21 protein-coding genes are annotated in these 23,500 nt (G+C 62.3%); 7 read left to right on the forward strand and 14 right to left on the reverse strand.

Annotation, left to right across the window (positions count from 1 at the left end):
• The first annotated feature begins 411 nt into the window (after positions 1-411).
• A complete protein-coding gene (locus O3301_RS03780; protein WP_305055579.1) occupies positions 412-3,246 on the forward strand; it encodes a TonB-dependent receptor in 2,835 nt (944 codons plus the stop codon).
• Positions 3,247-3,344: 98 nt separating this feature from the next.
• Here O3301_RS03780 and O3301_RS03785 read toward each other — a convergent pair whose 3' ends face one another.
• Both O3301_RS03785 and O3301_RS03790 read right to left on the reverse strand, forming a co-directional pair.
• Entirely contained in the window at positions 3,345-3,599 is a 255-nt protein-coding gene (locus O3301_RS03785) for a hypothetical protein (RefSeq protein ID WP_289914631.1), read from the reverse strand.
• A 20-nt stretch (positions 3,600-3,619) separates the two neighbouring features.
• Positions 3,620-4,405 (reverse strand): DNA/RNA non-specific endonuclease, encoded by a 786-nt coding sequence (locus O3301_RS03790; RefSeq protein ID WP_305055580.1) that lies wholly within the window; start codon positions 4,403-4,405, stop codon positions 3,620-3,622.
• A gap of 227 nt (positions 4,406-4,632) precedes the next feature.
• On the opposite strand from O3301_RS03790, the gene O3301_RS03795 reads away from it, so the two are divergent.
• A complete protein-coding gene (locus tag O3301_RS03795; protein ID WP_305055581.1) occupies positions 4,633-5,160 on the forward strand; it encodes an SRPBCC family protein in 528 nt (175 codons plus the stop codon).
• 76 nt (positions 5,161-5,236) lie between these two features.
• Here O3301_RS03795 and O3301_RS03800 read toward each other — a convergent pair whose 3' ends face one another.
• The 6 genes from O3301_RS03800 to O3301_RS03825 all read right to left on the reverse strand — a co-directional run bounded on the left by O3301_RS03800 (position 5,237) and on the right by O3301_RS03825 (position 12,277).
• Positions 5,237-6,250: a response regulator gene (locus O3301_RS03800; protein WP_251348576.1), complete on the reverse strand. Its 1,014-nt coding sequence runs from the start codon at positions 6,248-6,250 to the stop codon at positions 5,237-5,239.
• The gene (locus O3301_RS03805; RefSeq protein ID WP_305055582.1) at positions 6,243-7,340 is read right to left on the reverse strand and encodes a hybrid sensor histidine kinase/response regulator; all 1,098 of its coding nucleotides are present in this window, start codon (positions 7,338-7,340) and stop codon (positions 6,243-6,245) included. Before O3301_RS03805 ends, O3301_RS03800 begins: the two co-directional genes overlap by 8 nt.
• 1 nt (position 7,341) lies before the next feature.
• The gene (locus tag O3301_RS03810; protein ID WP_289904845.1) at positions 7,342-8,685 is read right to left on the reverse strand and encodes a sensor histidine kinase; all 1,344 of its coding nucleotides are present in this window, start codon (positions 8,683-8,685) and stop codon (positions 7,342-7,344) included.
• Positions 8,685-10,079 (reverse strand): class I SAM-dependent methyltransferase, encoded by a 1,395-nt coding sequence (locus O3301_RS03815; RefSeq protein WP_099667840.1) that lies wholly within the window; start codon positions 10,077-10,079, stop codon positions 8,685-8,687. The genes O3301_RS03810 and O3301_RS03815 overlap by 1 nt, the downstream gene beginning before the upstream one ends.
• Before the next feature lie 264 nt (positions 10,080-10,343).
• On the reverse strand, positions 10,344-11,369 hold the full coding sequence (locus O3301_RS03820; RefSeq protein WP_289897776.1) for an AraC family transcriptional regulator: 1,026 nt from the start codon (positions 11,367-11,369) through the stop codon (positions 10,344-10,346).
• Positions 11,369-12,277: a GGDEF domain-containing protein gene (locus O3301_RS03825; protein WP_099667838.1), complete on the reverse strand. Its 909-nt coding sequence runs from the start codon at positions 12,275-12,277 to the stop codon at positions 11,369-11,371. Before O3301_RS03825 ends, O3301_RS03820 begins: the two co-directional genes overlap by 1 nt.
• Before the next feature lie 305 nt (positions 12,278-12,582).
• Here O3301_RS03825 and O3301_RS03830 point away from each other — a divergent pair, with 305 nt between their 5' ends.
• Both O3301_RS03830 and O3301_RS03835 read left to right on the forward strand, forming a co-directional pair.
• Positions 12,583-15,120, forward strand: coding sequence for a TonB-dependent receptor (locus O3301_RS03830; RefSeq protein WP_305055583.1), 2,538 nt, complete (start codon positions 12,583-12,585; stop codon positions 15,118-15,120).
• A 17-nt stretch (positions 15,121-15,137) separates the two neighbouring features.
• Complete coding sequence (locus tag O3301_RS03835; RefSeq protein ID WP_305055584.1) at positions 15,138-16,997, forward strand: phytase; 1,860 nt, start codon at positions 15,138-15,140, stop codon at positions 16,995-16,997.
• Positions 16,998-17,051: 54 nt separating this feature from the next.
• On the opposite strand, the gene O3301_RS03840 is transcribed toward O3301_RS03835, so the two are convergent.
• The 4 genes from O3301_RS03840 to O3301_RS03855 form a co-directional block, all read right to left on the reverse strand.
• Positions 17,052-17,468 (reverse strand): hypothetical protein, encoded by a 417-nt coding sequence (locus O3301_RS03840; RefSeq protein ID WP_305055585.1) that lies wholly within the window; start codon positions 17,466-17,468, stop codon positions 17,052-17,054.
• 24 nt (positions 17,469-17,492) lie between these two features.
• Entirely contained in the window at positions 17,493-18,053 is a 561-nt protein-coding gene (locus O3301_RS03845; RefSeq protein ID WP_289910124.1) for a hypothetical protein, read from the reverse strand.
• Between the two features lie 20 nt (positions 18,054-18,073).
• Positions 18,074-18,556 carry a hypothetical protein gene (locus O3301_RS03850; RefSeq protein WP_289910125.1) on the reverse strand — a complete coding sequence of 161 codons (483 nt, stop codon included), beginning with the start codon at positions 18,554-18,556 and terminating at the stop codon, positions 18,074-18,076.
• Positions 18,557-18,636: 80 nt separating this feature from the next.
• The gene (locus O3301_RS03855) at positions 18,637-19,122 is read right to left on the reverse strand and encodes a hypothetical protein (protein ID WP_305055586.1); all 486 of its coding nucleotides are present in this window, start codon (positions 19,120-19,122) and stop codon (positions 18,637-18,639) included.
• A gap of 214 nt (positions 19,123-19,336) precedes the next feature.
• Between O3301_RS03855 and O3301_RS03860 the strand changes: the two genes are divergently transcribed.
• Positions 19,337-20,215, forward strand: coding sequence for an EamA family transporter (locus O3301_RS03860; protein WP_289897765.1), 879 nt, complete (start codon positions 19,337-19,339; stop codon positions 20,213-20,215).
• Between the two features lie 166 nt (positions 20,216-20,381).
• Positions 20,382-20,789 (forward strand): cytochrome c family protein, encoded by a 408-nt coding sequence (locus tag O3301_RS03865; protein ID WP_305055587.1) that lies wholly within the window; start codon positions 20,382-20,384, stop codon positions 20,787-20,789.
• Positions 20,790-20,964: 175 nt separating this feature from the next.
• On the opposite strand, the gene O3301_RS03870 is transcribed toward O3301_RS03865, so the two are convergent.
• Complete coding sequence (locus O3301_RS03870) at positions 20,965-21,228, reverse strand: DUF378 domain-containing protein (protein ID WP_218965320.1); 264 nt, start codon at positions 21,226-21,228, stop codon at positions 20,965-20,967.
• Between the two features lie 321 nt (positions 21,229-21,549).
• Between O3301_RS03870 and O3301_RS03875 the strand changes: the two genes are divergently transcribed.
• A complete protein-coding gene (locus O3301_RS03875; protein WP_305055588.1) occupies positions 21,550-22,938 on the forward strand; it encodes a methyl-accepting chemotaxis protein in 1,389 nt (462 codons plus the stop codon).
• Positions 22,939-22,973: 35 nt separating this feature from the next.
• Here the strand turns inward: O3301_RS03875 and O3301_RS03880 are convergent, their stop codons facing one another.
• Positions 22,974-23,498: a GNAT family N-acetyltransferase gene (locus tag O3301_RS03880; RefSeq protein ID WP_289907216.1), complete on the reverse strand. Its 525-nt coding sequence runs from the start codon at positions 23,496-23,498 to the stop codon at positions 22,974-22,976.
• Positions 23,499-23,500 lie beyond the last annotated feature (2 nt).

Raw genomic sequence — 23,500 nt, forward strand, 5'->3', positions numbered from 1 at the left:
AACGCGGATTAAATTTAAAATAAACACATATAAAACAAATACTTACATGATTTATGGAAAATATTTTTATTACATAAAATATAATAATTTGAAATTTATTAGCACAGTTTCTTTTTAACACCATCAATTTTTTATCAAATATGTAAGCGCAAAAATATTCTAGATTAACTGTTGTGTCAACGTGACAATATTAAAAAAAAACATAGCGCGGCGTTTCCGAAGATGTTTTGATAAAGGTCTAGGCAATACTGTTTATACGGTTTTGCAACAAAAATCGCTCAAGCGATTCACTAGACCGGGAAAGCCGGACATTGCACAACGATGGTCGGCCATGTGTTCAGCAGTTGAAAATTGATGGAGAATATTTTGCTCAAAAAAATAGTCTTAAAACAAAGCGTCATCGCAGTCGCATTGACCCTGTCTTCTTCGCAACTGGTCTATGCCCAGCTGGCTCCGCAGGAGCCGGCACTGCAAAAAATCCTGATCACCGGCTCCAATCTGAAGCGCGCCGACAAGGAAGGCACCTCGCCTGTCGACGTGATTACCGCCAAGGACATCAAGGACAGCGGCGCGTCGACGGTGGCCGAACTGATGAAGCTGATTCCATCGATGGGCACCGATACCAATCAGGATCAGGCCAGCGGCAGCGGCTTCGCCAAGGGCGTGGCCACGGCATCATTGCGCGGCCTGGGATCAAGCTCCACCCTGATCCTGCTGAACGGGCGGCGCATGACGCCATCCGCGTACGCCGATCCGAACAATGGCAATTCGACCCTGTATGACTTGAACAGCATCCCCCTGTCCGCCCTCGACCGCGTGGAAATCCTCAAGGATGGCGCATCGGCCGTCTACGGCTCGGACGCCATCGGCGGCGTCATCAACTTCATCACCAAATCGAACTACCGAGGCGGCCAGTTATCCGCCAATGCGAGCGCCAACGACGACAACCGTTTCCGCCGCAAGAACGTCAATGGCTTTTTCGGCACCGGCGACTTCGATACCGACGGCTATAACGTCTTTGTCGCCGTCGATTACTCCGAACGCGATCGCGTGGCGCGCCGCGATGTCAATGACATCGCCTATTCCACCTACCAGGACCTGAACGGCCGTTTCCGCTCGAACTATTCGAGCGCCGTGTCGAAATATGCAACGATTTTCCGCGAGTCCGCACCCGGATCGAAAAGCTTTGGCGTCACCCAGGCCAATGGCCCGGCCCGCATGACCTTCAACCTGGGCTGCGATCCCAGCGAGCGCATTACGGGCGGCACAAAGGACGGCCTGCTGCCAACCAGCGTGCTGATCGGCCGCACCTTCTGCAACTACAACGGTGACCAGTTCCTCGAAGGCACGGGCGCCGGCAAGGATGCCAGTGTCCTGACACGCGGCACGCTGAAGATCAACAGCAAGGTGACAGGTTTCGCCGAAGGGGCCTACACGCGTTCGAGCCGCAGCTACACGGGATTGCCTATTACCTTGGGCAATGCCCAGGTTACCAACTTTACCGCCACGGGAACGGGCGAACCTTTCCAGGTCATCCTGCCCATCGGCCACCCGGACAATCCGCTCAGCAATGCACGCGCCTCGGTCAACTACCGTTTCGAAAACCTGCGGGGCGGCTCGCAAACCGTGAATGAAAACTCGCGCCTGCTGGCTGGCTTGCAAGGCGACCATTTCGGCTGGAACTGGGAAAGCGGCGTGCTGTGGAATCGTTCTGAGCGCGAAGAAACAACATATGGCCAACTGTACCTGCCAACCTTGCGCAAGCTCAACACAGGTACATCGCTGGCGCAACTGGTGGCCGATCCCACGCTTGGCCACGATGTCACAGACCGCGGCATAGCTGAAATTCTCCAGTGGGATGGCAAGGCCAGCACGGAATTTGGCCAACTCGGCGGCGGCGCCATGGGACTGGCGGTGGGCTTTGAACTGCGGCGCGAAAAAATCCGCATCGATCCTGACAGCCTGACGGCCAGCGGGCAAATCCTGGGGGTCGCCAATACCGCCATTGACGGCCAGCGCAATGTCAAGTCGGCTTTCGTTGAACTGCGCACGCCATTCACGAAAAGCTTCGAAATGGATTTCGCCGGACGCGTTGACAAATATCCTGGCATCAAGACCAACTTCGTGCCGAAGGTGGGTGCCAAATGGACAGTCACCGATACGCTGGCGCTGCGCGGCACCTACGCCGAAGGCTTCCGCGCGCCGGCACTGTCGCAAGTGACGCCCGGCGGTGCGCAATATTTCCTGCGCGGCGTGTATGACCCGAAACGCTGCGAGGAGGATGAAGAGACGCCGCGTCCGAATGGCGTCGCTTCCGACTGCAACAAGACGACTTCGGGCGTCGGTAACGCCAATCCCGACCTGAAACCGGAAACCTCGAAGAGCTACTCGCTGGGCCTGATCTACTCCCCGGCAAACTGGCTGGACTTCGTGGTCGACGTGTACAAGGTGCGCAAGGAGAAGGAAGTGGCGCTGGGTACGGCCAGCGACGCCTTGAAAAACGAAGACCGGATGCCTGAAAACGTCATCCGCGACCAGAATCCGGTCAACTTCATCACCGACGCGAATGGCAATCCGATTCCAGGCACGGGCCCGCTGCTGGGGGTCAAGACGCCATGGACCAACCAAGGTGCCACCGAGTTGAAGGGCATCGACCTGGAAGCGCGCATGCGCAACAAGCTCGGCGAATGGGGTTCGCTGAGCTCGGCCTTCCGCGCCACCTATGTCTACAGCTACAAGATGGCGCAGGTGGCAGGCGACGTGGAAAACAACGTCACCGGCAGCCGTCCTGGCTTGTCCGACTGGCAATTGGGCGTGGGCACGGACATGCCGCGCGTAAAAGCCTCGCTGACCACGTCGTGGACCAAGGGCGATCACAACGTGAATGCCTCGCTCAATTTCGTCGACAGCATTTCGCTCAAGCGCTTCCGCGATGGCGCTACCGTCTACGACCAGCCTTTCTGTGCCTATGGCACGAAGAAGCCGACCGATGCGGCGCCGGATCGCAATACCTCGATTCCCGGCTATGAAACTGCCTTCCCGGATTGCAAGGTCGCCAGCTGGACCACGGTCGGTCTCGGCTATACCTACACGGGTTTCAAGAACGTGAGTCTGAGCATCAACATCCAGAACTTGTTCGACCGTGCCGCGCCTTACGATCCAGGCTACCCAACTACGGGCTACAACGAGGGCTTGCATAACAACTATGGCCGCTACTTCACCTTCAACGGACGTTATACGTTCTAATTAGCTGCAGGCACGCTCTTGACGCCTCCTTCGGGAGGCGTTTTTTTTGCCGTGCCGGCATCAGATGCGGAAACGCTCCCGGTGTTGCCTTCAGCAATCTACTCGAAGGGATTGGCCACCGACGTCACTTCGGGCGGCGGCAGCTGGTCGGGCAAGTCCTGCTTTTCCAGTTGCGCCACCACGTCGCCCAGCAGTTTTTGCAACTGTTTCGCCAGCGCCAGGCCCGGCTTGTCCAGGGTCAGGTCGATGTCGCCGCTGATGCTGATGCGGTCGACACGGTTTTCGATGCTCAGGCCGCCGATCTCCAGCACATCGCTTTCATTGGCGTACGGGACGAATTTCTTTGCGCACATGGGATTTCCTTTCAAAGGGATTATTTTTTCGACTTGCTATTGATCTTGGGCAAACTCAGCATGCGCAACTTTTGCTGGCGCGTCAGCGACGGTAACAGATCGATGCCTATCCTGTCTTCCAGTTGCGCAATGCTCAGCACTTCATACGCCTTGGTATCGATGTTTTCAATGAAGTAGGCGGCGCCGGCGCGCTGGCGCGGGCTGTACACGGCCTTGTACAGATGGCTGGGCACAATCACTCTTCCCACCTTGCGCAGGTTGCCGCCAATGAAAGCCGGCCCCGTGATCACGTACAGGTCGCCCTCTTTCTTCGCCATCTTGCGCACGGCGCCCTCGATGCCGGCCCACACATAGCGGTTGTTACGCGCATCCTGCGGCACCATGTTGGCCAGGGTAAAGCTGTCGCGCTGGCTCTGGCGGTCCGGCATGTCGCCGTTCGGCGCCATGTGGCCACGGTCGAAGCCGCTGCGCGCATAATCGGCCAGCTCGGCGCGCTGGGCGGCGGGCAGCTTGCGTTCGGCGTGGAAGGAATTTTCGCGCGACAAGTCCTGCGCCGCTTCCAGGTTGTTCGCCGTCAAGTGTTCAGCCGACCACAGCGGCGTGCGCGTAATCCCCGAATGCATCACGCCAAACACGTTGTAGCACAGCTCCCTGGTTGCCACGTCCAGCTTGGGGTTGGTGATTTCCGGCTTGCGGCCATCGACGTAGTGGGCGGGACAGGCATCGGCATGCGCCAGGTTCGCGGCAAAGGCGGAAGCCAGCAGGCCGCACGCCAGGGTCAGCCTGGCGATCGATCGTTGAAACATATTTCCCTCTGAAATCTTTGCAGGCCAGCATTCTAGCGGACGGCGGCCCTCGCCACAAACCGGCACCAACCTGGCGTGCGCGGCGGCGAACGGGCGTGCAGGCGGGCGTGCGGGCGGCCCTGTGCAGAGCTGGCGCAAATAAAGGCCAACAGGCCGCGCACAGCCATTCATATCTGCTAAGATTGCCTTGATTCGTTCGCATCGACCATTCAAGATTTGGAGAGCATATGATCAAAAAAACCCTGCTGCTGATCGTTGTCGTCGTCGCCGCCATCCTCGGCTATGCCACCACCAAACCCGACACTTTCAGTGTCCAGCGCGAAATCACCATCAAGGCACCGCCCGAGAAAATCGCCTCCCTGATCACGGACTTCCACTACTGGGCCGCCTGGTCGCCGTGGGAAAAGCTCGATCCGGCCATGCGCCGCACGTTTACGGGCCCCGCCAATGGCCTGGGCGCGCAATATGCGTGGACGGGCAATGACAAGGTGGGCGCCGGCCGCATGGAAATCACGGAAGCGGCCCAGCCCGAACGCACCGTCATCAAGCTGGACTTCCTCAAGCCGTTCGAAAGCCACAACACCACCACGTTTGCCATGACACCCGAGGGCGACAGCACAAAGGTGAACTGGACCATGACGGGTCCCAGCCCTTACGTGAGCAAGGTCATGACGGTCTTCGTCAGCATGGATACCATGATCGGCAAAGATTTCGAGAAGGGCTTGAACAACCTGAAGGCGGCGGCAGAGCGCTAAGCCTTTCCCGTCGCGATGAAAAACAGGGCCGCGCGGCCCTGTTGTCGTCGGCGCCGCCCCTTGCGGGGCAGCCGGCTCAGAACTGCTCGATCCAGGCTGCCAGGTGGTCCGGCGTGAGCGCCGGTTCAGCCTGCACCACCTTGCCCTGCAAGCCCATTTCCGTTTTACTCAGCTGCAAGGACCAGCCGCGCCGCGCCAGCCACAGCAAGCTGGCCAGCCAGAACGAGTGAATCGCCGAAACGGGCGTGGTGGTGGGCGTTTCCAGGAATTCCGTCAGCAGGCGGCCATCGAGGAACAGCGCCGTGCCGCCCTGGTTTTGCAGCGCCGCGCCGAACACGGGCAGCAACATGTCGATCGCCTGTTCCACGCCGCGCCCCGGATGCTCGCGCTCGAGCGTGTCGAGCTGCTGGCGCACGGCGGCGGCAAAGGCCGTGCCGCGGAAGGCTTCTGAACTGACCAGGTCGGCATAATCCATCAACAGCCAGTCAGGCTCGGGCGGCGTGACGCCGGCCGTCAGGGCCGCCGACAAATACGCTTCCACGGGCAGCTGCTGTTCCGGACCTGCCAGGCTGGCGCACAGCGCGTACAGGCTGCCGATGCGGTTGGCGACGGCTTGCCGCTGGCGCACCATCAGCTTTTCGCGCAGCAATTGGGCGTGCTCGTTGCGCAAGCGCGCCAGCTCCAGCGCCTGCTTGAGTTCCATGCGCAGGGCCGCGATATCCCACGGTTTCTGGATGTAGCGGTGGATCTGCCCCTGGTTGACGGCTTCCACCGTGTGCTCGAGCTCGGAATACGCGGTGGTCAGGATGCGCACGATGTGCGGATGGCGGTCCCAGGCGTACGACAGCAGCTCGTTGCCATAGGCGCCCGGCATGCGCTGGTCCGACACCAGCACGGCGATGCGGTCGGCCTGCTCGTCCAGGATGCGCTTGCCCTCCTCGACCGAGGTCGCCGTCAGCACGTCGGCCAGCGGCGCGATGGCGCGCTGGAAGTATTTGAGGGCGTTGGCCTCGTCATCGACATAGAGTATCGTCGGCAAGCCTTGCGCCGGCTCACGCTGAGCCGGTAAACGCAGATTGGCGTCAATCATGCTCGTTCCTTATATGTACTGGAAAATTCAGGGTTACCGTGGTGGAAGTGCCAAACTCGGTGGCGATGTCGAGGTTGCCGCCGAACGACTGCATCATGCGGTGGCAAAACACCATGCCCCAGCCCTTGCCTTCGTCGCCGTTGGCACTGACGGGGTCGATCAACAGCTGTTCGACTATCTCGGGGGCGATGCCGGCGCCATTGTCGCGCACCTTGATGCGGCCGGCGTCGATGCGGATGCCGATCGCCGGATGAGCCTGCTCACCGGCCGAGCGCAAGGCATTCGCCAGCACGGACGATAAAATCAGCGCGACGCAATTGGGTGACTCGGCAATGGAGAAATCGTCGCCCACGTCCACCGTGATGGCGGCGCGCTGGGCCGTGCTCAAGGGATAGCTGTCGAGCAAGGCGGCCAGCAGCTGGCGCGCGCTGCCGGCGCGGCGTCCGCCCTGCATGCCGGGCCCGGCGCTGGCCAGGCGCACCGTGTCGACAAAGCTGGCCAGCACCGACAGGCAATAGCGCGCATTGTCGTGCATCAAGGCGGCCGCTTCGCCGATCTCGGCCTGCGGCGCGGATTCCGCCTGCGCGCGCCGGGCGATGCCGCGCGCAAAATTGGCGATGGCCGCCAGCGGCGTGTTCAATTCATGCGCCAGAAACGCCAGCGATTCCTCCATCGCCACCAGGCCCTGGCGGCGCGCGGCGCGCTCGCGTCCCGTCTGCACGGCCAGTTGCAGCGCCGTCTGCATGGCGACCAGGTCGAGCGGCTTTTCCAGCAGGCGGAACACCGCGCCGCCGTTGATCAGTTCGAGCAGCACATCCTTGTCCGCATACGCGGTGACGAGCATGCAGACGATGTGCGGATAGCGCTGCGCCACTTCCTGCAGCAATTCGCTGCCCAGGCGGTCCGGCATGCGGTAATCGGTGACGAGCACGTCGATCTGGCCGGCCTCGTCTGCCAGCAAGGCGAGCGCCGCATCGACGCTGAGCGCCGTCAGCACACGGTAGCGGGCCCCGGCGGCGCGTTCGAAATACTTGCAGGCGAGCGCTTCATCGTCCACGTACAGCACGCTGGCGCGGCTATCGTTATCCATGCTAACGGCCCTCCCAATCGGAGCGCTGCAAGTCGAAATTCATGCTGGCCCACGCGCCCAGCTCGCTTTCGGCCGTGAGGGTGCCGCCGTGGCGCTCGATCACGCCATAGCTGATGCTCAGACCGAGGCCCAGGCCCTGCCCCACTTCGCGCGTGGTAAAGAACGGCTCGAACACGCGCGCCAGGTTTTCCGGGGCGATGCCGGGGCCGTTGTCGCGCACGCTGATGCGCAGGCGGTTCTCGTCCCAGTGGGCCGTGATGCGGATCTCGAACGGCGGCGCATTGCCCTTGCGCATGGACAGCACGGCATTGCCCAGCAAGTTGATCAGCACGCCCACGATGGCCGCTTCGTCGCCGCGCACCAGGGTGTCGACCGGCAAGTCGTGGCTGATGCTGACATTCTTCGTTTCATGGCCCACCAGGCGGATGGCCGCGTCGAGCGCGCTGCGGAACTGGAAGTGCCCCGTTTCCAGCTGGTTGCCGCTCTTGCGGTAGGCAAAGGTCTTCAAGTCGGACACGATGTGCTGCACGCGCAGCATGCCCTGCTTGGCGTCGGCCAGGCATTCGCTGACGAGCGCGCTTTGCTTGGCGGCCGGGTCTTCGATGGCCACCTCGATGGCCATCATGCAGAAATTCACGGGGTTATTGACTTCATGCAGCATGCCGGCGGCCAGGGTGCCGATGGCAGCCATTTTCTCCTGCTGCAGCATCTGCCCCTTGATATCGGCCAGACTTTTGTTGGTTTCTTCCAGTTGCGTGTTCTTTTGCGCCACTTCCGCCTTCAGCTGGAACAGCATGAAGCGGGCGCGCTCATTGAAATAGGTAAACACGGCACTGATGCTGGCCGACATGATAAGGAACAAACAGTTGACGACAAACGTACCCGCCAGGTCGAAGCCGCCCGCATGCCAGGCACAGGCGCCCACATACAGCAGGCAGGAGATGGCGCCGAAAACCATATTCTGCCACAAGCCGAAGGCCAGCACGATGCCCGACGAATAGATGGCCAGGGTCATGCCCACGTAATAGATCGAGGTGGCGCCTTCCGTGACGGCGATCATCCAGGCGATCATGATCTGCGGCAAGATCAGCCAGACAAAGGTCAAGCCCTGGATGCGGTCTTGCGCCCAGCGCGTGCGCATGGCCAGCACGACGCAAAAGATCAGCACGGACACGAGGATGCGCGCAGTGGTGAACGCCGACTGCTTGTCCGGATACAGGGCCGAATCGAGGCCCATGCCCAGCAGGATCAGCACGATGCCCGTGTACGCCCCGCCGCGGCTGAATTCCAGGCGGAAGTCGCGCAAAACGGCCGTGTAGCCGGCGTGCAGGCCTGGAGTATCCATCAAGGAATGCTCACTTCCGCGAACACATTCACGCCCGTGGCATCGACATAGATCAGCGGGTCCGTCGCGTGCTCGGGCAGCAAGGCCGACAAGCCCTCTTCATTGCGATAGATCAAATGCCATTCCAGCAAATGCTCCATGCCGAACTTGCCCGGGTTATTCGCGTGCACATTGGTGACGAGCAAACGTCCGCCCGGCCCCACGCGCGAGGCGAAATGCATCAGCAGACGCGCGCACACCTTGTCGGACAGATAGTCGAACAGGCCGGCGCAATACACGGCGTCGAAACTGCCGGGCAAGCCCGTGATACCGGCGCCATGGCGGCGCTTGAGCAAGTTGTGCACGGAATCGTGCACATAATCGATCTCGACCACGCGCCCCGTGCGCTGCATGATGGTGGTCAGGCGCGCGCGCGTCCAGTCCAGGGTCTCGCTGCTGAAGTCGACCAGTTCGAAGGCCAGCCACTGCGCGTCCGGGCACGTTTCCAGGAAACGCTGCACCTCGATGGCCGGGCCGCAGCCCACGTTGAGCACTTTATACACGCGCCCGGCAGCGCGCGCCGCGGCCGCCTTCTGCGACAGGAATTCCGTCAGGATATCGATACGGTTGCGGTGCGCCGTGGCCACGGCCGCCTGCAGGAAGGCCGCATTGACGATCTGAAAGTACGTGCTCGGCCCCTGGCGCGGGTCGTCCAGCAGCTGGTTGACCATCTGGTAATCGCCCGCGTAACCGAGCGGCTTGGTAAACGTGCGGAAGACGAACGGCGCGCGCAGGATCAAGGGATGCAGCGCCGCCTGGGCGAAGGCGCGGTGCGCGGGCGCCCGCTCTTCCTCGACGAGCGACGCTTCCACTTCGAGCTGGCGCAGGTACAGCTGGGTCTGCTCCATCAGCGGCAAGGCCAGCTCGTCGAAGATATCGGGGCGCAGCCGGCCGTTTTCCTTGGGCAGCGAGTCGGACAAGTCGACTTGCTCGACCCAGCGCGACACTTCCGACAGGAAGGCGCGCATTTCGTTGACGACGATCTGGTAATCGCGGCGGATGCGGAAACGCTCGCCCCAGCCGGCGACAAAGGCGCTGGACTCTTTCTGCACGGCGCCCTTGACCACCACCACGTCGCTCAGCTCGCGCCACTCGTCGATCAGGGTCACGGAAACGATGGCGGTCAGGCCCGTGTTGACGCTGCTGATGACGACGGCCTTGCCCACGTAGGCGTTCTTCGCCCCCATGCGCACCGTCACGTCATTGAGCACCTCGCTGACCTGCACAATCGAGTATGGATTATAGATTTCCATGACCAGCGAATTGCGCTGCAAGTTGAAAATCGTGCCGCGCACCGCCTCACCCTGGGTGTTGCGGAAACTGACGACTGGATCGATCTGCGATTGTGAATACACGATTGAGCATTATCAAGTTGCCCGGTTTCCGGCGCACCCCACGGGTGACGCCAGTTTCCAGGCTGGGTTAAGGCACGGCACACCGGTCGTCTGCCGCCGGCACCGCCATCAAGATGACGGAATTGCGGCGTCGTTTGACGCCGTGCCGGAGCGCCTCAAAGCGCGTCTGTTCGCTCTCTGATCGAGTGTACTATGGATGTAGCAGAACGGGCAATTGTTCCCTCAGGAACGACTGTCCGTGGCGCTGGCGCGCAACGCCGGCGGTCAACCTGCCACAAAAAGGGCCAAAGCATGGCGCAGCAACTGCGGCGTTTGGCCCGTCCAGCGCTTGAACGAGCGGCGGAAGTTGGTGGCATCATGAAAGCCAAGATAGGCGGCCACGGCGTCGTTGTCGTAGCCATGCGCCTGGAACAGATAGATCGCCTTGTGCGCGCGCACCTGGTCCAGCTCGGCCTGGAAATGCGTGCCATGGCGCGCCAGGTGGCGTTTCAGGGTGGCGGGACTGACGCCGAACTCCTGCGCCGTGCGTTCCAGGGTGGGCGCGCAACGGATGTTCGCCAGCAGGTAGTCGTACAGCGCGCCCAGCAGGCTCGCCGCCGGCACGGGCGCCACGGCGGCCGCGCGCAAGGCCAGCGCCGCCGCCGTGGCATTGCCGCGCGGCCAGGGTTTATCCAGCCAGCTGGAATCGATGAGCATGGCGTCGACCTGGCAATCGAAGCGCAGCGCCTGGCCCAGGTGCACCTCGTGCTGCTCGACGTGGCGGGGCCGCGCCCGGTTGAAGCAAAAACGCCACGGCAGCGCTTCGCCCGCCAGCCAGCGGCACATGGCCGCCAGCGCCGTCATGTGCATCTCCACCAGAAAAGGCAGCTGGCTGGGCGCGCCGAACGCATCGACCCAGTACAGCACATGCATGTCGCCCGCCTCGCGCAAGCGCGGCTGCAACAGCGGACACAGCAAGGTGTGGAATTCGCACAGGATGCCAAGCGCCTGGCGCAGATTCTGCGCCTGCAGCAAGGCGTGGCTGGCCGCGCCGTAATGGCCGGGCAGCATTTGCTGGCCCAGCATGAAGCTGGTATCGGCACTGTCCAGGCCCCGCGCCACGTTGGCCAGCAATTGCAGGTATTGCGCGGCGCTGACCTGGCTTTCCGCGGACGGCAGCGCGCCGCCATCGAGGCCCGTGCCCTTCAGCAGCGGCGCCACGGCCAGTTCGCGGCTGCGCGCATAATCGAGCACCAGCGCCGGCTGGTGATGGGCCGCGATGCTGGGGTCGCCCTGCTGGTTCAGCGGCATCAGGCAGGCGCGGCGGAACTGGCCCTGGGGCCGGCGCTGCGGCCGGGCGTTTCCACGGCACGGCTCAGCTCGGCCAACACCACTTCCGGCACGCCATCGGTGAGCGCGCACGCATGCCGCAGGCTCAAGCGGATTTCGCGGTTGTCGTTGGCGTGGTGGCGCATCTGTCCCACCATGGCGCACAGGTGGCGCGCCTTCGCGGCCGCATCCTCGCGCGACACGCCCGGCATCAGCACGGCGAAGCGGTCGCCCGCATAGCGGCACAGCAAGTCGTCATTGCGCAAGTTCAACAGCAGCATGTGGCCCACGGCTTGCAGCACGCGGTCGCCTTCGCGGTGGCCGTATTCGCGGTTAATCAAGTGAAAGCTGTCGATGTCGAGCAAGACCAGCGCGCAATCGAGGCCGGGCCGGCGCTCCTGTTCCAGGCGCATCTGCGTGCGCAGGTAGCTGGCGTCGGCCAGCTGCGTGATGCGGTCGAAGGCGCGGTGGTCGCGGAACAGGCGCTCGCGCTTTTGCAGGTGCTCGTTCAGGCGGAACTGTTCCTGGCGCCAGTAATACATGCCGATCGTCAGCACCAGCATGCCGAACGGAATCAAGGCTTCCAGCCAGTTATCCCACACGGCGCTCTTATCGACGGCAAAGAATTCGTCCAGGCAATCGGCCCAGGAGCCCAGCATGATGGCGCACAGGCCGCCGGCGATCAGGCGCGTCACCCGCCCGCGGGGACGGCTGCTGAGGGTAAACAAGAACCAGATGCCCGCCATGACGGCCGTGCCGCCTTCGCAGACGATATCCATCCACTTCCAGATGGCAAACGGTTTAAGGTGCCCCAGTGTGGCGTACAGGAACAAGAACAAGGGCAACGCGAGCGCTGCGGCAATCAGGCTGTTACGGTGCAACGGCAGCATGTGGGAAACCTTTAAAAGTGGTGCTGTCGCCACGATAGCGCCCGCCCATGACGGCACGATGACATGCCCCACGCCCGTGCGGCAGGTGCAAACGGCTCATCATTAACAGCGCAGCCGATGCAAATCCGGCAAGCCGCATCCCATGCGCCCTGCGCTGGCAGGTCATTTCAGCTCACCATGATTCATTTCCAGCTGGAAAGCGCTCACAGGCCGTTGTTTTCAAGGTGGCAAGCCCTTGCCTGTCACGCAACCGTCATATTTGCTGCCTAGAATCCGCCCGGTTCCTTCCCCTAACCGAGCTCTTCATGAAAACCATGCACACATCGTTCCCCTCCCCGCTGCGTCTGACGGCCGTGGCCCTCGGCATCATGGCCGTCTTCAGCGGCCAAAGCCATGCGCAAGCGCAAGATGCGGATGGCCAGCCGGCCGCCACCGTGGTCGTCAGCGGCCAGCGCGCCAGCCTGCGCAACGCCATCGCCGCGCAAGAGAAAGCGGACAATATCATCAGCGTCATCAGCAGCGACGATATCGGCGGCTTGCCGGACAAAAACGCGGCCGAGGCGCTTGCCCGCTTGCCGGGCGTATCCGTGCAGCGCGACCAGGGCGAAGGTCGCTACATCACGGTGCGCGGCCTGGGCCCGGACTTGAACGCCGTCACCATCAATGGCGCGCTGGTGCCGTCGCCGGAAGCGGGCCGCCGCGCCGTGGCGCTGGACATCCTGCCTGCCGGCCTGATCCGCACGCTGGAAGTCTCGAAGACTTTACTTCCTGAAATGGACGCCAACTCGCTGGGCGCCACCGTCGAAGTCAAGTCGCTGTCCGCCTTCGACTTGCCGGGCAAGCTGCTGTCGGCCAACGTGGGCGCCAGCTATGATGAAAAGACGGGCAAGACCAGCCCCAGCGGCGGCGCCCTGTGGGCCCAGCGCTTCCTCGACGGCAAGCTGGGCGTTGCAGCCGGCCTGAGCGCGGAAAAGCGCTCGTTCGGCTCGGATGACGTGGAAACGGGCGGCGCCTGGAGCAAGGGTAAATTGTCGGGCCTGGAATTGCGCGACTACCTGCCCGTGCGCAAGCGCGGCGCCCTGGCCGTCAACCTCGATTACCGTCCCGAGGCGGGCAACAGCTGGTTCTTGCGCTCGTTCCTCAGCGAATTTTCCGACAATGAAGTGCGCGACCGCCTGACCATCAGCAATATCGCGGGCGGCAGCCTGGCGGAAGGCCAGACGGCCAGCGCGCGCGCCGAGCGCCGCATCCGCCAGCGCAAGTACACGCAGCAAGTGCGTTCCTTGGTGCTGGGCACGCAGCAGAAATCGGGCGACTGGACCCTGGACGTGAAAGGCGGCCTGAGCCGAGCCACGGAAGACACGCCGGAATCCTTGAACGACGGCCGTTTCCGCGGCACCAGCAATTTCGCCGGCATCAGTTTCACGGATACGCAGGAACCGAAATTGAGCGGCCCCGCCTCGCTGTACGACCCGGCCAGCTACGCACTCAACGCCATCACCCTGCAAAAGCGCTACTCGAAGGACAATGAACACCACGCGCGCATCGACCTGGCCCGCAAGTTCGACATCGCCACCCTGAAGTTCGGCGCAAAAGTCAGCCGCCGCGAAAAAACCAATGACACGGATCAATGGGCATATAACAGCAGCAAGGCTTCCAGCGGCAATTACTGGGGCGCCGGTTCCACGTCGATGAGCAATTTCGTGCAAGGCCACAATCTCGACTATGACCTGGGCAACATCGGCGTGGCCCTGGACCCGACCCTCATCCGCGCCCGCGTGGCGGGACTGGACCGCGCCAAGGCGCGCCTGGCCACGGAATCCGTCATCAACGACTACCGCATGCATGAAGACATCAACGCCATGTATGTGCAAAACAGCTATGACTTCGACGCCTGGCACATCCTGGGCGGCGTGCGCGCCGAGCGCACCAGTTTCGAAGCAAACGGCTCGCAAGTGGACAGCGCCGGCGTCGCCACGGCCTTGACGCGCGAACGCTCGTACACCAACTGGCTGCCAAACCTGCAAACCCGTTATGACCTGGATCAACATACCAGCGTGCGGGCCGCCTGGACGCAAGCCGTGGTGCGCGCCAACTTCAGCCAGCTGGCGCCCGGCATCAGCCTGGCCAGCAACACGGAAGCCGTGATCGGCAACCCGGACTTGAAGCCGCTGAAGGCCAACAACCTGGACCTGGGCATCGAAAGGGTACTGGGCAATGACGGCGTGATGTCGGCGTATGGTTTCTACAAGGATATCAAGAATTTTACGTACACGACGAACCTGGCCGGCACGGGACAGTGGGCCGGCTACACGACGGCCACCTCGTATGCGAATGGCGACGCGGCAAAAGTAAAGGGCATCGAACTTGCCTACATGCAGCCGCTGCGCATGCTGCCGGCGCCGTTCAATCGTTTCCTCGTCGGCGTGAACGGCACCCTGAGCACCTCAAGCGCGCAAATCGGCCGCTTCGACAAAGCCAGCAACAAACAGCTGAACCGCGACATCCGCCTGCCGGGCCAGTCGAACCAGGTGATGAACTTGATGCTGGGCTATGAAACGGGGCCGGTCAGCGCCCGCCTGGCCCTCAACTACAAGTCGCCTTACCTGCTGGAAATGGGCAACGACATCCTCGACCAAAGCCAGGACCATATCGTCGCCGGCCAGAAGCAGCTCGATTTCTCGCTGTCGTACCAGATCAACAAGCAATTCCAGCTGATGTTCGAGGCGGCCAACTTGAACAACGAAAAATACTATGTTTACCAGGGCACGAAGCAATACAACGTGCAAAACGAACAATATGGCCGCACCTTTAAAGTGAGCCTGAAAGCCAGCGCCTTCTGATGATGATTTCCAATACTATGAAAAAAACCGTACTCTGCAGCGCCCTGCTGGCTGCCTTTTACCTCGCGGGCACGGCGCAAGCCGCGCCTGCCAACACTGTGCCTTCCTTCACGCAGGAAGCGGAAGAACTGTCGCGCCTGCCCGGCGGCGGCTGGCTGCTACTCGACAAGCACGGCTTGCGCCTGTTCAACGCAGCCGGCCAGGAACAGGACCGCATCGCCGTGCGCGCCAAGCAACTGGACACGCGCATCGATGGCGGCAAGGTGCTGGCCGTGTTCCTCGAGGCGGACACGCAGCGCCCGCAGCCCGTCTCCGTGGATGTGCAGGCCGGCAAGCTGGTCAAACTGGCGCCGTTTCCCGTGCCGACGTTTTCCGTGGAAGCGTCGTGCCTGTACCGCGACGCCCAGCAGCTGGCCCATCTGTTCTTGATCGGCAAGGATGGGCAAGCGGAACAGTGGGTGATGCAGGGCGAACAGCGCAGCCTGGTGCGCAAACTGGCCTTGCCGCCGCACGCCAAGCATTGCCGGGTCGACGATGGCGCCCAGCGCCTGCTGGTGAGCGAGTCCAACATGGGCGTGTGGGCGTATGACGCCGAGTCCGAAGGCATGGGCAAGCGGGAAGTGGTGGCCCTGCGCAAGCCGTATGGCCAGCTGGACGGTGGCGCCGGCGCGCTGGCCGTGCTGCCGGGCGGCGTTGCCGTGCTCGATGGCAAGGCGGACAAGCTGCACCTGCTGGCACACCAGGGCGGCAAGTGGACGGCGCAGCCAGCCCAAGCCGTCGCCTTGAGCGTGCGCAAGGGCGACAGCCAGCTGGCGCTGGACAAGGACTCCTTGCTGCTGCGCGGCAAGAACGGTTGGCAAACGCGACCCTTGAAATGGGCTGGCAAGGCGGAAACGCAGCCTGCGGTAGCCATCATCGCCCCACAGGCGCAGACGGAGCCGATGGCGCGCCAGGGCGACGCGGCCGACGATCCGGCCATCTGGCTGTCCAGCAACCCGGCCGACGCGCGCATCCTCGGCACCAACAAGAAGCAAGGCTTATTGGTCTACGACCTGCAAGGCAAACAGACCCAGCTGCTGGAAGTGGGCCGCCTGAACAACGTCGACGTGCGGCAGAATATCCAGTTGGGCAGCAGCAAGGTCGACCTGGCCGTCGCCACCCAGCGCGACGACAACAGCATGATGTTGTTCACCATCAATGCCAGCGGCGACGTGGCGGAAGCGGGCCGCTTCCCTACCGGCCTGAAAAGCATCTACGGCATGTGTCTGTACCAACCAGCCAGCGGCGGCGTGGAAGCGTTCATCAACGACAAGGACGGCACCTTCCAGCAATACAGCATCGGCCTGGAAGGCAACAAGTTCAGCGCCACCCTCTTGCGCAGCTTCAAGGTCGCCACCCAACCGGAAGGCTGCGTGGCCGACGACGCCAACGCCCGCTTGTTCCTGGGCGAGGAAACGCGCGGCATCTGGACCACCTCGGCCGACGCCGCCAAACCGGACGCCCTCACCATGGTCTTGCCCGTGGGCGCGAACCTGACGGCCGACGTGGAAGGCATGGCCATCTACCGCCAGCCAGATGCCAAGCCGGACACCGGCTACCTGATCGTATCCAGCCAGGGCGACAGCAGCTACGTGGTGCTCGACGCGCAAGCGCCATATGCAGTGCGCGGGCGCTTCAAGGTGGGATTCAACCTGCCCGCCGGCATCGACGGCACCTCGGAAACGGATGGTCTGGACGTCACCTCCGCCAACCTGGGCGGCGCGTACGCGCAAGGCATGCTGGTAATCCAGGACGGCTACAAGCGCCTGCCCGATGGGCCGCAGAACTTCAAGTATGTGGCGTGGGGGGATGTGGCGAAGGCGTTGAAGCTGGACTAGCGACACAGGGGCGGCCCGCACAGGCCGCCCTTGCCACCGCGCGAAAGACAGGCGCTAAGCCGCGCGCGGCAGATCGATGACCAAGGGCAGGCTTTCGCCAAAAAAATCCACCTTGCCCGTCAGAGCCAACCGTTGCGCGGACAGTTCCACCAGGCACAGGTCCGCCACATCGCGGTATTCCATCATGTAGAGACTATATTCACAGTCCGTATTGCTGGCATCGACGGCCAGCCCATGCAGGGGCGATGCATCCGTTCCCGCGACGAGCAAGCCCTGCAAAATGAAGGACGGCGGATACAGCGCCCATGACCAGGGGGCATCGTCATCTTCCGTCAGCCGCATGAACTCCTCGTCGTCGGCCTCGATCTTGATATTGATTTCCCGCATACCATTGGCAAGTGCCGCCACGCTGATCCGGGATTTCGCGGCATCCACTGCAAAATTGGTGTCGCCGATACTAAATACATGCATTCAACACTTCTCCATCGTAACAAGTCAAGGCACGGCGGCACGCACGGAAAGCGTTCCCGTCGCGCCCGGCTGGGTCAAGGACATGCGCAGCACCCAGCTGTACTTGAGCCGCCCCTCGCGCAAAATGGCGTAAGACGAGGTAGCCATATCGCCCTGCCGGTCCTCGGCTTTCTGCATCACGGTATAACCGGTGCTCGCAGGAGGAAGCCACCGTTCAAACTCGCGCTTCAAGTCGGCTGGAGCTATCTGTTTCACCACAACGGAGCAGGTTTGCGGCTGCGTGGCAACTACTGTAAAGCGGCCGCCTGTTTCCCTCGTGGACCAGGACTTGCCAGGCACATTATCCGGCAGTGCCCGCGCCTCTTTTGACGTCACCTCGACCAGTTTCACTCGCCTGACTGCCGTTTCGATCTGATGCACATCCCCCTGGGAAGGCATGCAAACGCCGAGAAATAGCTGCATCGCCCATTGTTCAGCGGTTTCAGGCTCTGCCGCGCGAACGCCGCAACTGGCCCCCAAGACGAACGCCAGGATCGTGCATCCGACGAGTTTCTTCCCGTATTGCCCCTTAACTGCTTCTCTCATTTGCTCCCTCATTAACATCATCATGCCGCACCGGCAAGCAGGCAGGCAAAGCGCTGTGCCAGCATGCTCCATCGTTTCCGGAGACCGGCCTCGGCGTTGAATGCCGATGCCTTGCAATAGGCAAGCAGCTCTTCGCAACGCGTCTTGCTTAGCGAAATATTCCCCGATTCCATACAGGCATCCATGCCGCAGCATGCGCCGGCAAGGTACACATCGAGATAAGCGACGCCACCGCGCTGCAGCAGTTCCTGCGCCAATTCAGCCACCACGCTCCTGACGCACCAGGCTTCCTTCGCCCCCTGCGTCTCCGCGCGGTACAGGGCGGCAATCAGCGGCAAGGAGCATGCCTGCGCATGCTCTTCGAAATAATTGCCTATCACGGTGCGAAACTCCATGTTGGCATCGTCGAAATCGGCCCCATGCCTGCCATTCCAAGCAAAGGCAATTTTCGCTTCGGATGAGGGGGTATAGGATGCAACGAAATCCACTGCCAGTGCTGTCATATTCTCAATTCATGCCGATTCAGGCTATTGCCCATTCCCGTGGACTGCTTGTCAGCCAGCGGACATGCGCGGGCAATCCATCAATCGCCCTGCTGTTGCCAAAACGCCTTGCCGCCCTTGATATAGATCAAGGCACTGGCAGAACCCTCTTTCGCCACCACGATTCCATCCGTTTTCAGCTTGAGGGATTTTTCATGATAGCTGTGCTGCAACGATCCCTTGTCTTCCACCTGCCATACTTCCAGCCAGGCGAAATCGTCGCCGCCGCTGGACAAGGCATGTCCGGCACCGACGATGAGGGGCGACGTCTTTTGCCTGAACAGGAAGGCGATGCCCTCCTTCTTGCTGTCCTTGTTCCTGACAAGCACGGCCAGATCACCCTTGCCATCGCCATCGAAATCGCCGCGCAGGACAAACGGGTTCATGCGCGCGCTCACTTCGACCGCTTCGCGTTTGGCCAGACTATCGAGCTGTTGCGTTGCCCAGGCCGGCAATTGCGCCTGCGGCGGCAAGGCCTGTGCTCCAGCCGAGCCGGCGGCAAACACCAAAGCGACGGTCACTGCCATGCTTTTGCAATTCATAGAGCGGCTCCATAGAGACAAAGAATCGGTGGCGGCACCCCACTGATCAGTGGTGTACTGCCAGAATAGCATTATCAGAAAATACTTGCACTATTACAACAGTGCCCGGTCCGCTTTGCAGCCAGTACGGGAGGATAAATGCCATCCGTTGCAGATCTGCCAGCGACTAGCGGCCTGTTGCGTATTAAAATGGCGCCCCATGACCTCCCCCGCCTCGACCTCCTCCCTCCCCGACAGCATCTTGCTCCCGTCCCTGGCCGTCCTGGGAGGGCAGATTTCCGTCAATCTGGGGGCGGCGATTGCGAAGAATCTGTTTCCTGTTATCGGGGTCGAAGGGATTACGGCGTATCGCGTGGGGTTTTCGGCGCTGATACTGCTGGCCATCTTCCGGCCCTGGCGCTATCGCCTGACGCGCAAGGATGTGCTGAATTTGCTGGTCTATGGTTCCGTGCTGGGGCTGATGAACTTGCTGATTTACCGGGCGTTTGCGCTGATACCGATCGGTATCGCGGTCGCCATCGAGGTAACGGGGCCGCTGGCCGTGGCCATGCTGTCGTCGCGGCGGCCGCGCGATTTGCTGGCCGTCGCGTGTGCCGTGTTCGGCTTGTATCTGCTGCTGCCCCTGCAAGGCAGCCCGGGCAGCCTGGACCCGGTCGGTGTAGCGTATGCGCTGGGGGCGGCGTTGTGCTGGGCGCTGTATATCATCTTCGGCAAGCGGGCCTCGACCTTGCAAGGTGGGCAAGCCGTAGCCTGGGGCATGACGGTGGCGGCCATGGTGACGGTGCCCATCGGCATCACCTACTCAGGCACGGCCCTGCTGGCGCCGTCGATTGCCTTGATGGGCCTGGCCATTGCCATGCTGTCCAGCGCCCTGCCGTACTCTCTGGAAATCTTTGCCTTACGCCGCTTGCCGCAAGGCGTGTTCGGCATGTTCAGCAGCGCGGCGCCCGCCGTCAGCGCGCTGGCCGCCATGGCAGTGCTGGGAGAACTGCTGAGCCTGACCCAATGGCTGGCCATCGCCTGCATCGTGTTCGCGTCGGCCATGGCGGCGCTGGGTGCACAGGGTGGCAAGCGCTAGCGGCATTCAGCCATCCGGCATCGAGTCCTGCGCGCTTCCCTTCCTGCCGCCATTCCCGCAGCCATTCCTGCGCCGCCGGGCATCGCTGCGCCGCTGACGGACAGGTTTTGATGCCCGCCTGTAAAATACGTCATTGCTTGCCATATCGTGCACTTCCGCCTCACCGATGACATATCCATTTCTTTTTCGCTTGTTTTCCCCTCTCGCCGCCGCAGCCTTGCTGCTGGCGCCAGTCGCCGCCGCACAGGCGGCCGCTCCTGCCACTCTCACGGGCAATGCCGAAGCGGGCAAGGCGGCCTTTCGCAAGTGCGCCTCTTGCCACCAGGTGGGGCCATCGGCGCGCGGCGGCTTCGGCCCCAAGCTGACGGGCGTGATCGGTCGCAAGGCCGGTGCCACCACCGACTATAAATACTCGGCGGCCATGAAAAACGCGAATATCGTCTGGACCGAGCAAAACCTGGCCGGCTTCCTGAAAGCACCGAGCGATTTCATTCCTGGCAACAACATGCGCTTCTGGGGCATCGGCAACGCCCAGCAAGTGGCCGATTTGCTGGCCTATCTGCGCACGCAGTAAGCGCATGCAATAAGCTAACGTCAGCGTCCAAGCTGGCCGAGTGCCAGCCTGCACGCATGCAGGCACATGCACGCGCACAAGGCGGCATCAGGCCCGTGACGCCAGATCCAATTCCCGGCGCTTGCAGCACGCCCCTGCGCTTCTTGTGCGCCGCCTCATAGTCGCGCAGACGACTCTAGGGCTTGGCCGGCAGCTTGCGCACGCACAGATAGATGGAATACAGCGCCGCCAGCCCTACCAGCACGTACACGCCGCGCGACGCCGTCGACATGGCGCCCAGGATGCGGGCCACGATATCGATATCGAACAAGCCCACCAGCGCCCAGTTCAAACCGCCCACGATCAGCAGGATCATCGAGATCCAGTCGACCACGTTCAGGCGCTTGGCCGACATTTCCTCATTTGCCGCACCGTCCGATCCTGCCTGGATATTCGCCATCTCAGCCTCCTGTGAATAAGAAGAAAGACCCGCCGTCGGGTCTGTGCAAGGAACAGTGTAGGCGCTGCACCGGCATGCGCCAGTCGGACGATACCGGGTATCGAGGTAGGACGCGTCTGTAATACGACGAGTGATTTTATCTGGCAACAAACCATGCCGCTGTTGCTAAACAGGCAGTGACTAATTCCAATATGGAAATATTTATAGATTACTTAGTACCGCGCTGCTACACTCATTTCACCCCAGCAACTTCAGGGGACAAGCGCCACGCCATGCCGCAGGCATGGGAGACGGCCACCATGGGACAACAGCTGAGGGGACATGAATATTTCAAACATACGTATCGGTGTGCGCCTGACCACAGGCTTTTTGCTCACTTCGCTTTTACTGGCCGTGGTGGTGGTCATCAGCACGTGGCAGTTGTCGACCGTGAGCGGGGAAATCGATAGCAGCGTGAACCAGCGCTATGCGCGCATCGCGCAATTGCAGGCCACGCGCAACAGTACGCAAGAACAAGCTGCCCTGCGTGAACTCGACCAGCAGATCGCCACGCAATCGGCGCAGATGCGCACGGCGGCCGAGGCGGCCATGGCCCGTGCGCACGATACCAGCGTGCTGATCATTGCGCTGGGCCTGGTCGGCGGCGTGTTGAGCCTGGCGACGGCCTGGCTCATCAGCAGCGGCATCGTGCGGCCCTTGCGGCATGCCGTCAAAGTGGCGCGCAAGGTGGCTGGCGGCGACTTGAGCGAACATATCCGCGTCGATTCCCGCGATGAAGTGGGGCAACTGCTGCAAGCCCTGAAAGACATGAATGCCAGCTTGATCACGATCGTGGGCGAGGTGCGCGGCGGCACGCACGACATCGCGGGCGCCTCGGGCGAAATCGCCGCCGGCAACCTGGACTTGTCGCAGCGCACGCAGGCGCAAGCCAGTTCGCTGGAACGCACGGCCGCCTCGATGGACGAGCTGACGGGCACCGTCAAGCAAAATGCCGATAACGCGCGGCAAGCCAATCAGCTGGCGCAATCGGCCGCCGCAGTGGCAGGCAAAGGGGGCACGGTGGTGGCGCAAGTGGTCGATACCATGAGCTCGATCAACGCTTCGTCGAAAAAGATCGTTGACATCATCGGCGTCATCGACGCCATCGCCTTCCAGACAAATATCCTGGCCTTGAACGCGGCCGTGGAAGCGGCGCGGGCCGGAGAGCAAGGGCGCGGTTTTGCCGTCGTGGCCGCTGAAGTCCGCACGCTGGCGCAACGCTCGGCCGGCGCGGCCAGGGAAATCAAGCAACTGATCGGCGACTCCGTCGAGCGGGTCGATGCAGGGGCGCGCCTGGTCGACACGGCCGGCGCCACCATGCGCGAAATCGTGGCCAGCGTGCACCGCGTAACGGACATCATGGGCGAAATCAGCATGGCCAGCGGCGAGCAATTGTCCGGCATCGAACAAGTCAATGCCGCCATCGTGCAAATGGAACAGGTGACGCAGCAAAATGCGGCCCTGGTGGAACAGGCATCGTCCGCGGCGGCCAGCATGCAGCAGCGCGCCACGCTGCTGTCAGGCACGGTTGGCATCTTCAAGCTGAGCCGTGACCAAGTGTCAGCCCAAGCCGCGCACGGCATCAGCCTGGTAGCCGCACAGGCCACGCACGCCGTCACCGCGCCGGCAAACCTGTCTGCCGCAAGCGTTAGAGCGCGGCTGAAAGCCTGAGTTCCCCAGCTCATCGCCGCGCCGCGACAAAATCGCTATAGCTGCTTGTACATGACCGTGGTGGCGTCCAGCCGGTCGCCGGCCGGCGCCAGCGCATAGCCGGGGATGCTGCCCGCCGCCACGTAGCCGAGCGACAAATACAACGGTTCGGCATGGTCGCTGCTGCGCGTGTCCAGGGTCAGCAGGCTGCGCGGCAAGAGGCGCGCCTGCTCTTCCAGCGCCTGCATCAGCTGGCGCGCGAGGCCGCGCCGGCGAAAAGCGGGTGCGACCAGCAGCTTGCGCACTTCGGCCCGGTGCGCCTGGTTGGGATTGGTATCCCAGTCCAGCTGCACGGCGCCCGCCACCGTCCCTTCCACCTCGGCCACCAGCAACAGGCGCACGCCGCGCGTGACGGCCGGCAAGACGTTATCCGTCCAGAACGCCTGGCTGGCCGCCGTGTCGAACGGCAAGATAAAACCGATGCTGGCGCCGTCGTGCACGCATGCCTGCAGCAGCGCGCCCAGCTCCGGCAAGCGTTCGAGAATGTCGGCGGATGAAAAATGGCGTAGCGATGCGGGCATGG

Origin of the sequence: Janthinobacterium sp. SUN211 (genome assembly GCF_030587315.1) — a bacterium.
GTDB lineage: Bacteria > Pseudomonadota > Gammaproteobacteria > Burkholderiales > Burkholderiaceae_D > Janthinobacterium > Janthinobacterium kumbetense.

Bases quoted from the DNA above. Each gene is read 5' to 3' on its own strand.
- O3301_RS03800 (WP_251348576.1), bottom strand. From the start codon at position 6,250: ATGATTGACGCCAATCTGCGTTTACCGGCTCAGCGTGAGCCGGCGCAA.
- O3301_RS03795 (WP_305055581.1), top strand. From the start codon at position 4,633: ATGATCAAAAAAACCCTGCTGCTGATCGTTGTCGTCGTCGCCGCCATC.
- O3301_RS03880 (WP_289907216.1), bottom strand. From the start codon at position 23,498: ATGCCCGCATCGCTACGCCATTTTTCATCCGCCGACATTCTCGAACGC.
- O3301_RS03850 (WP_289910125.1), bottom strand. From the start codon at position 18,556: ATGACAGCACTGGCAGTGGATTTCGTTGCATCCTATACCCCCTCATCC.
- O3301_RS03865 (WP_305055587.1), top strand. From the start codon at position 20,382: ATGACATATCCATTTCTTTTTCGCTTGTTTTCCCCTCTCGCCGCCGCA.
- O3301_RS03875 (WP_305055588.1), top strand. From the start codon at position 21,550: ATGAATATTTCAAACATACGTATCGGTGTGCGCCTGACCACAGGCTTT.
- O3301_RS03855 (WP_305055586.1), bottom strand. From the start codon at position 19,122: ATGGCAGTGACCGTCGCTTTGGTGTTTGCCGCCGGCTCGGCTGGAGCA.
- O3301_RS03825 (WP_099667838.1), bottom strand. From the start codon at position 12,277: ATGCTGCCGTTGCACCGTAACAGCCTGATTGCCGCAGCGCTCGCGTTG.
- O3301_RS03840 (WP_305055585.1), bottom strand. From the start codon at position 17,468: ATGCATGTATTTAGTATCGGCGACACCAATTTTGCAGTGGATGCCGCG.
- O3301_RS03870 (WP_218965320.1), bottom strand. From the start codon at position 21,228: ATGGCGAATATCCAGGCAGGATCGGACGGTGCGGCAAATGAGGAAATG.
- O3301_RS03835 (WP_305055584.1), top strand. From the start codon at position 15,138: ATGAAAAAAACCGTACTCTGCAGCGCCCTGCTGGCTGCCTTTTACCTC.
- O3301_RS03820 (WP_289897776.1), bottom strand. From the start codon at position 11,369: ATGCCGCTGAACCAGCAGGGCGACCCCAGCATCGCGGCCCATCACCAG.
- O3301_RS03830 (WP_305055583.1), top strand. From the start codon at position 12,583: ATGAAAACCATGCACACATCGTTCCCCTCCCCGCTGCGTCTGACGGCC.
- O3301_RS03860 (WP_289897765.1), top strand. From the start codon at position 19,337: ATGACCTCCCCCGCCTCGACCTCCTCCCTCCCCGACAGCATCTTGCTC.
- O3301_RS03790 (WP_305055580.1), bottom strand. From the start codon at position 4,405: ATGTTTCAACGATCGATCGCCAGGCTGACCCTGGCGTGCGGCCTGCTG.
- O3301_RS03805 (WP_305055582.1), bottom strand. From the start codon at position 7,340: ATGGATAACGATAGCCGCGCCAGCGTGCTGTACGTGGACGATGAAGCG.
- O3301_RS03845 (WP_289910124.1), bottom strand. From the start codon at position 18,053: ATGAGAGAAGCAGTTAAGGGGCAATACGGGAAGAAACTCGTCGGATGC.
- O3301_RS03810 (WP_289904845.1), bottom strand. From the start codon at position 8,685: ATGGATACTCCAGGCCTGCACGCCGGCTACACGGCCGTTTTGCGCGAC.
- O3301_RS03785 (WP_289914631.1), bottom strand. From the start codon at position 3,599: ATGTGCGCAAAGAAATTCGTCCCGTACGCCAATGAAAGCGATGTGCTG.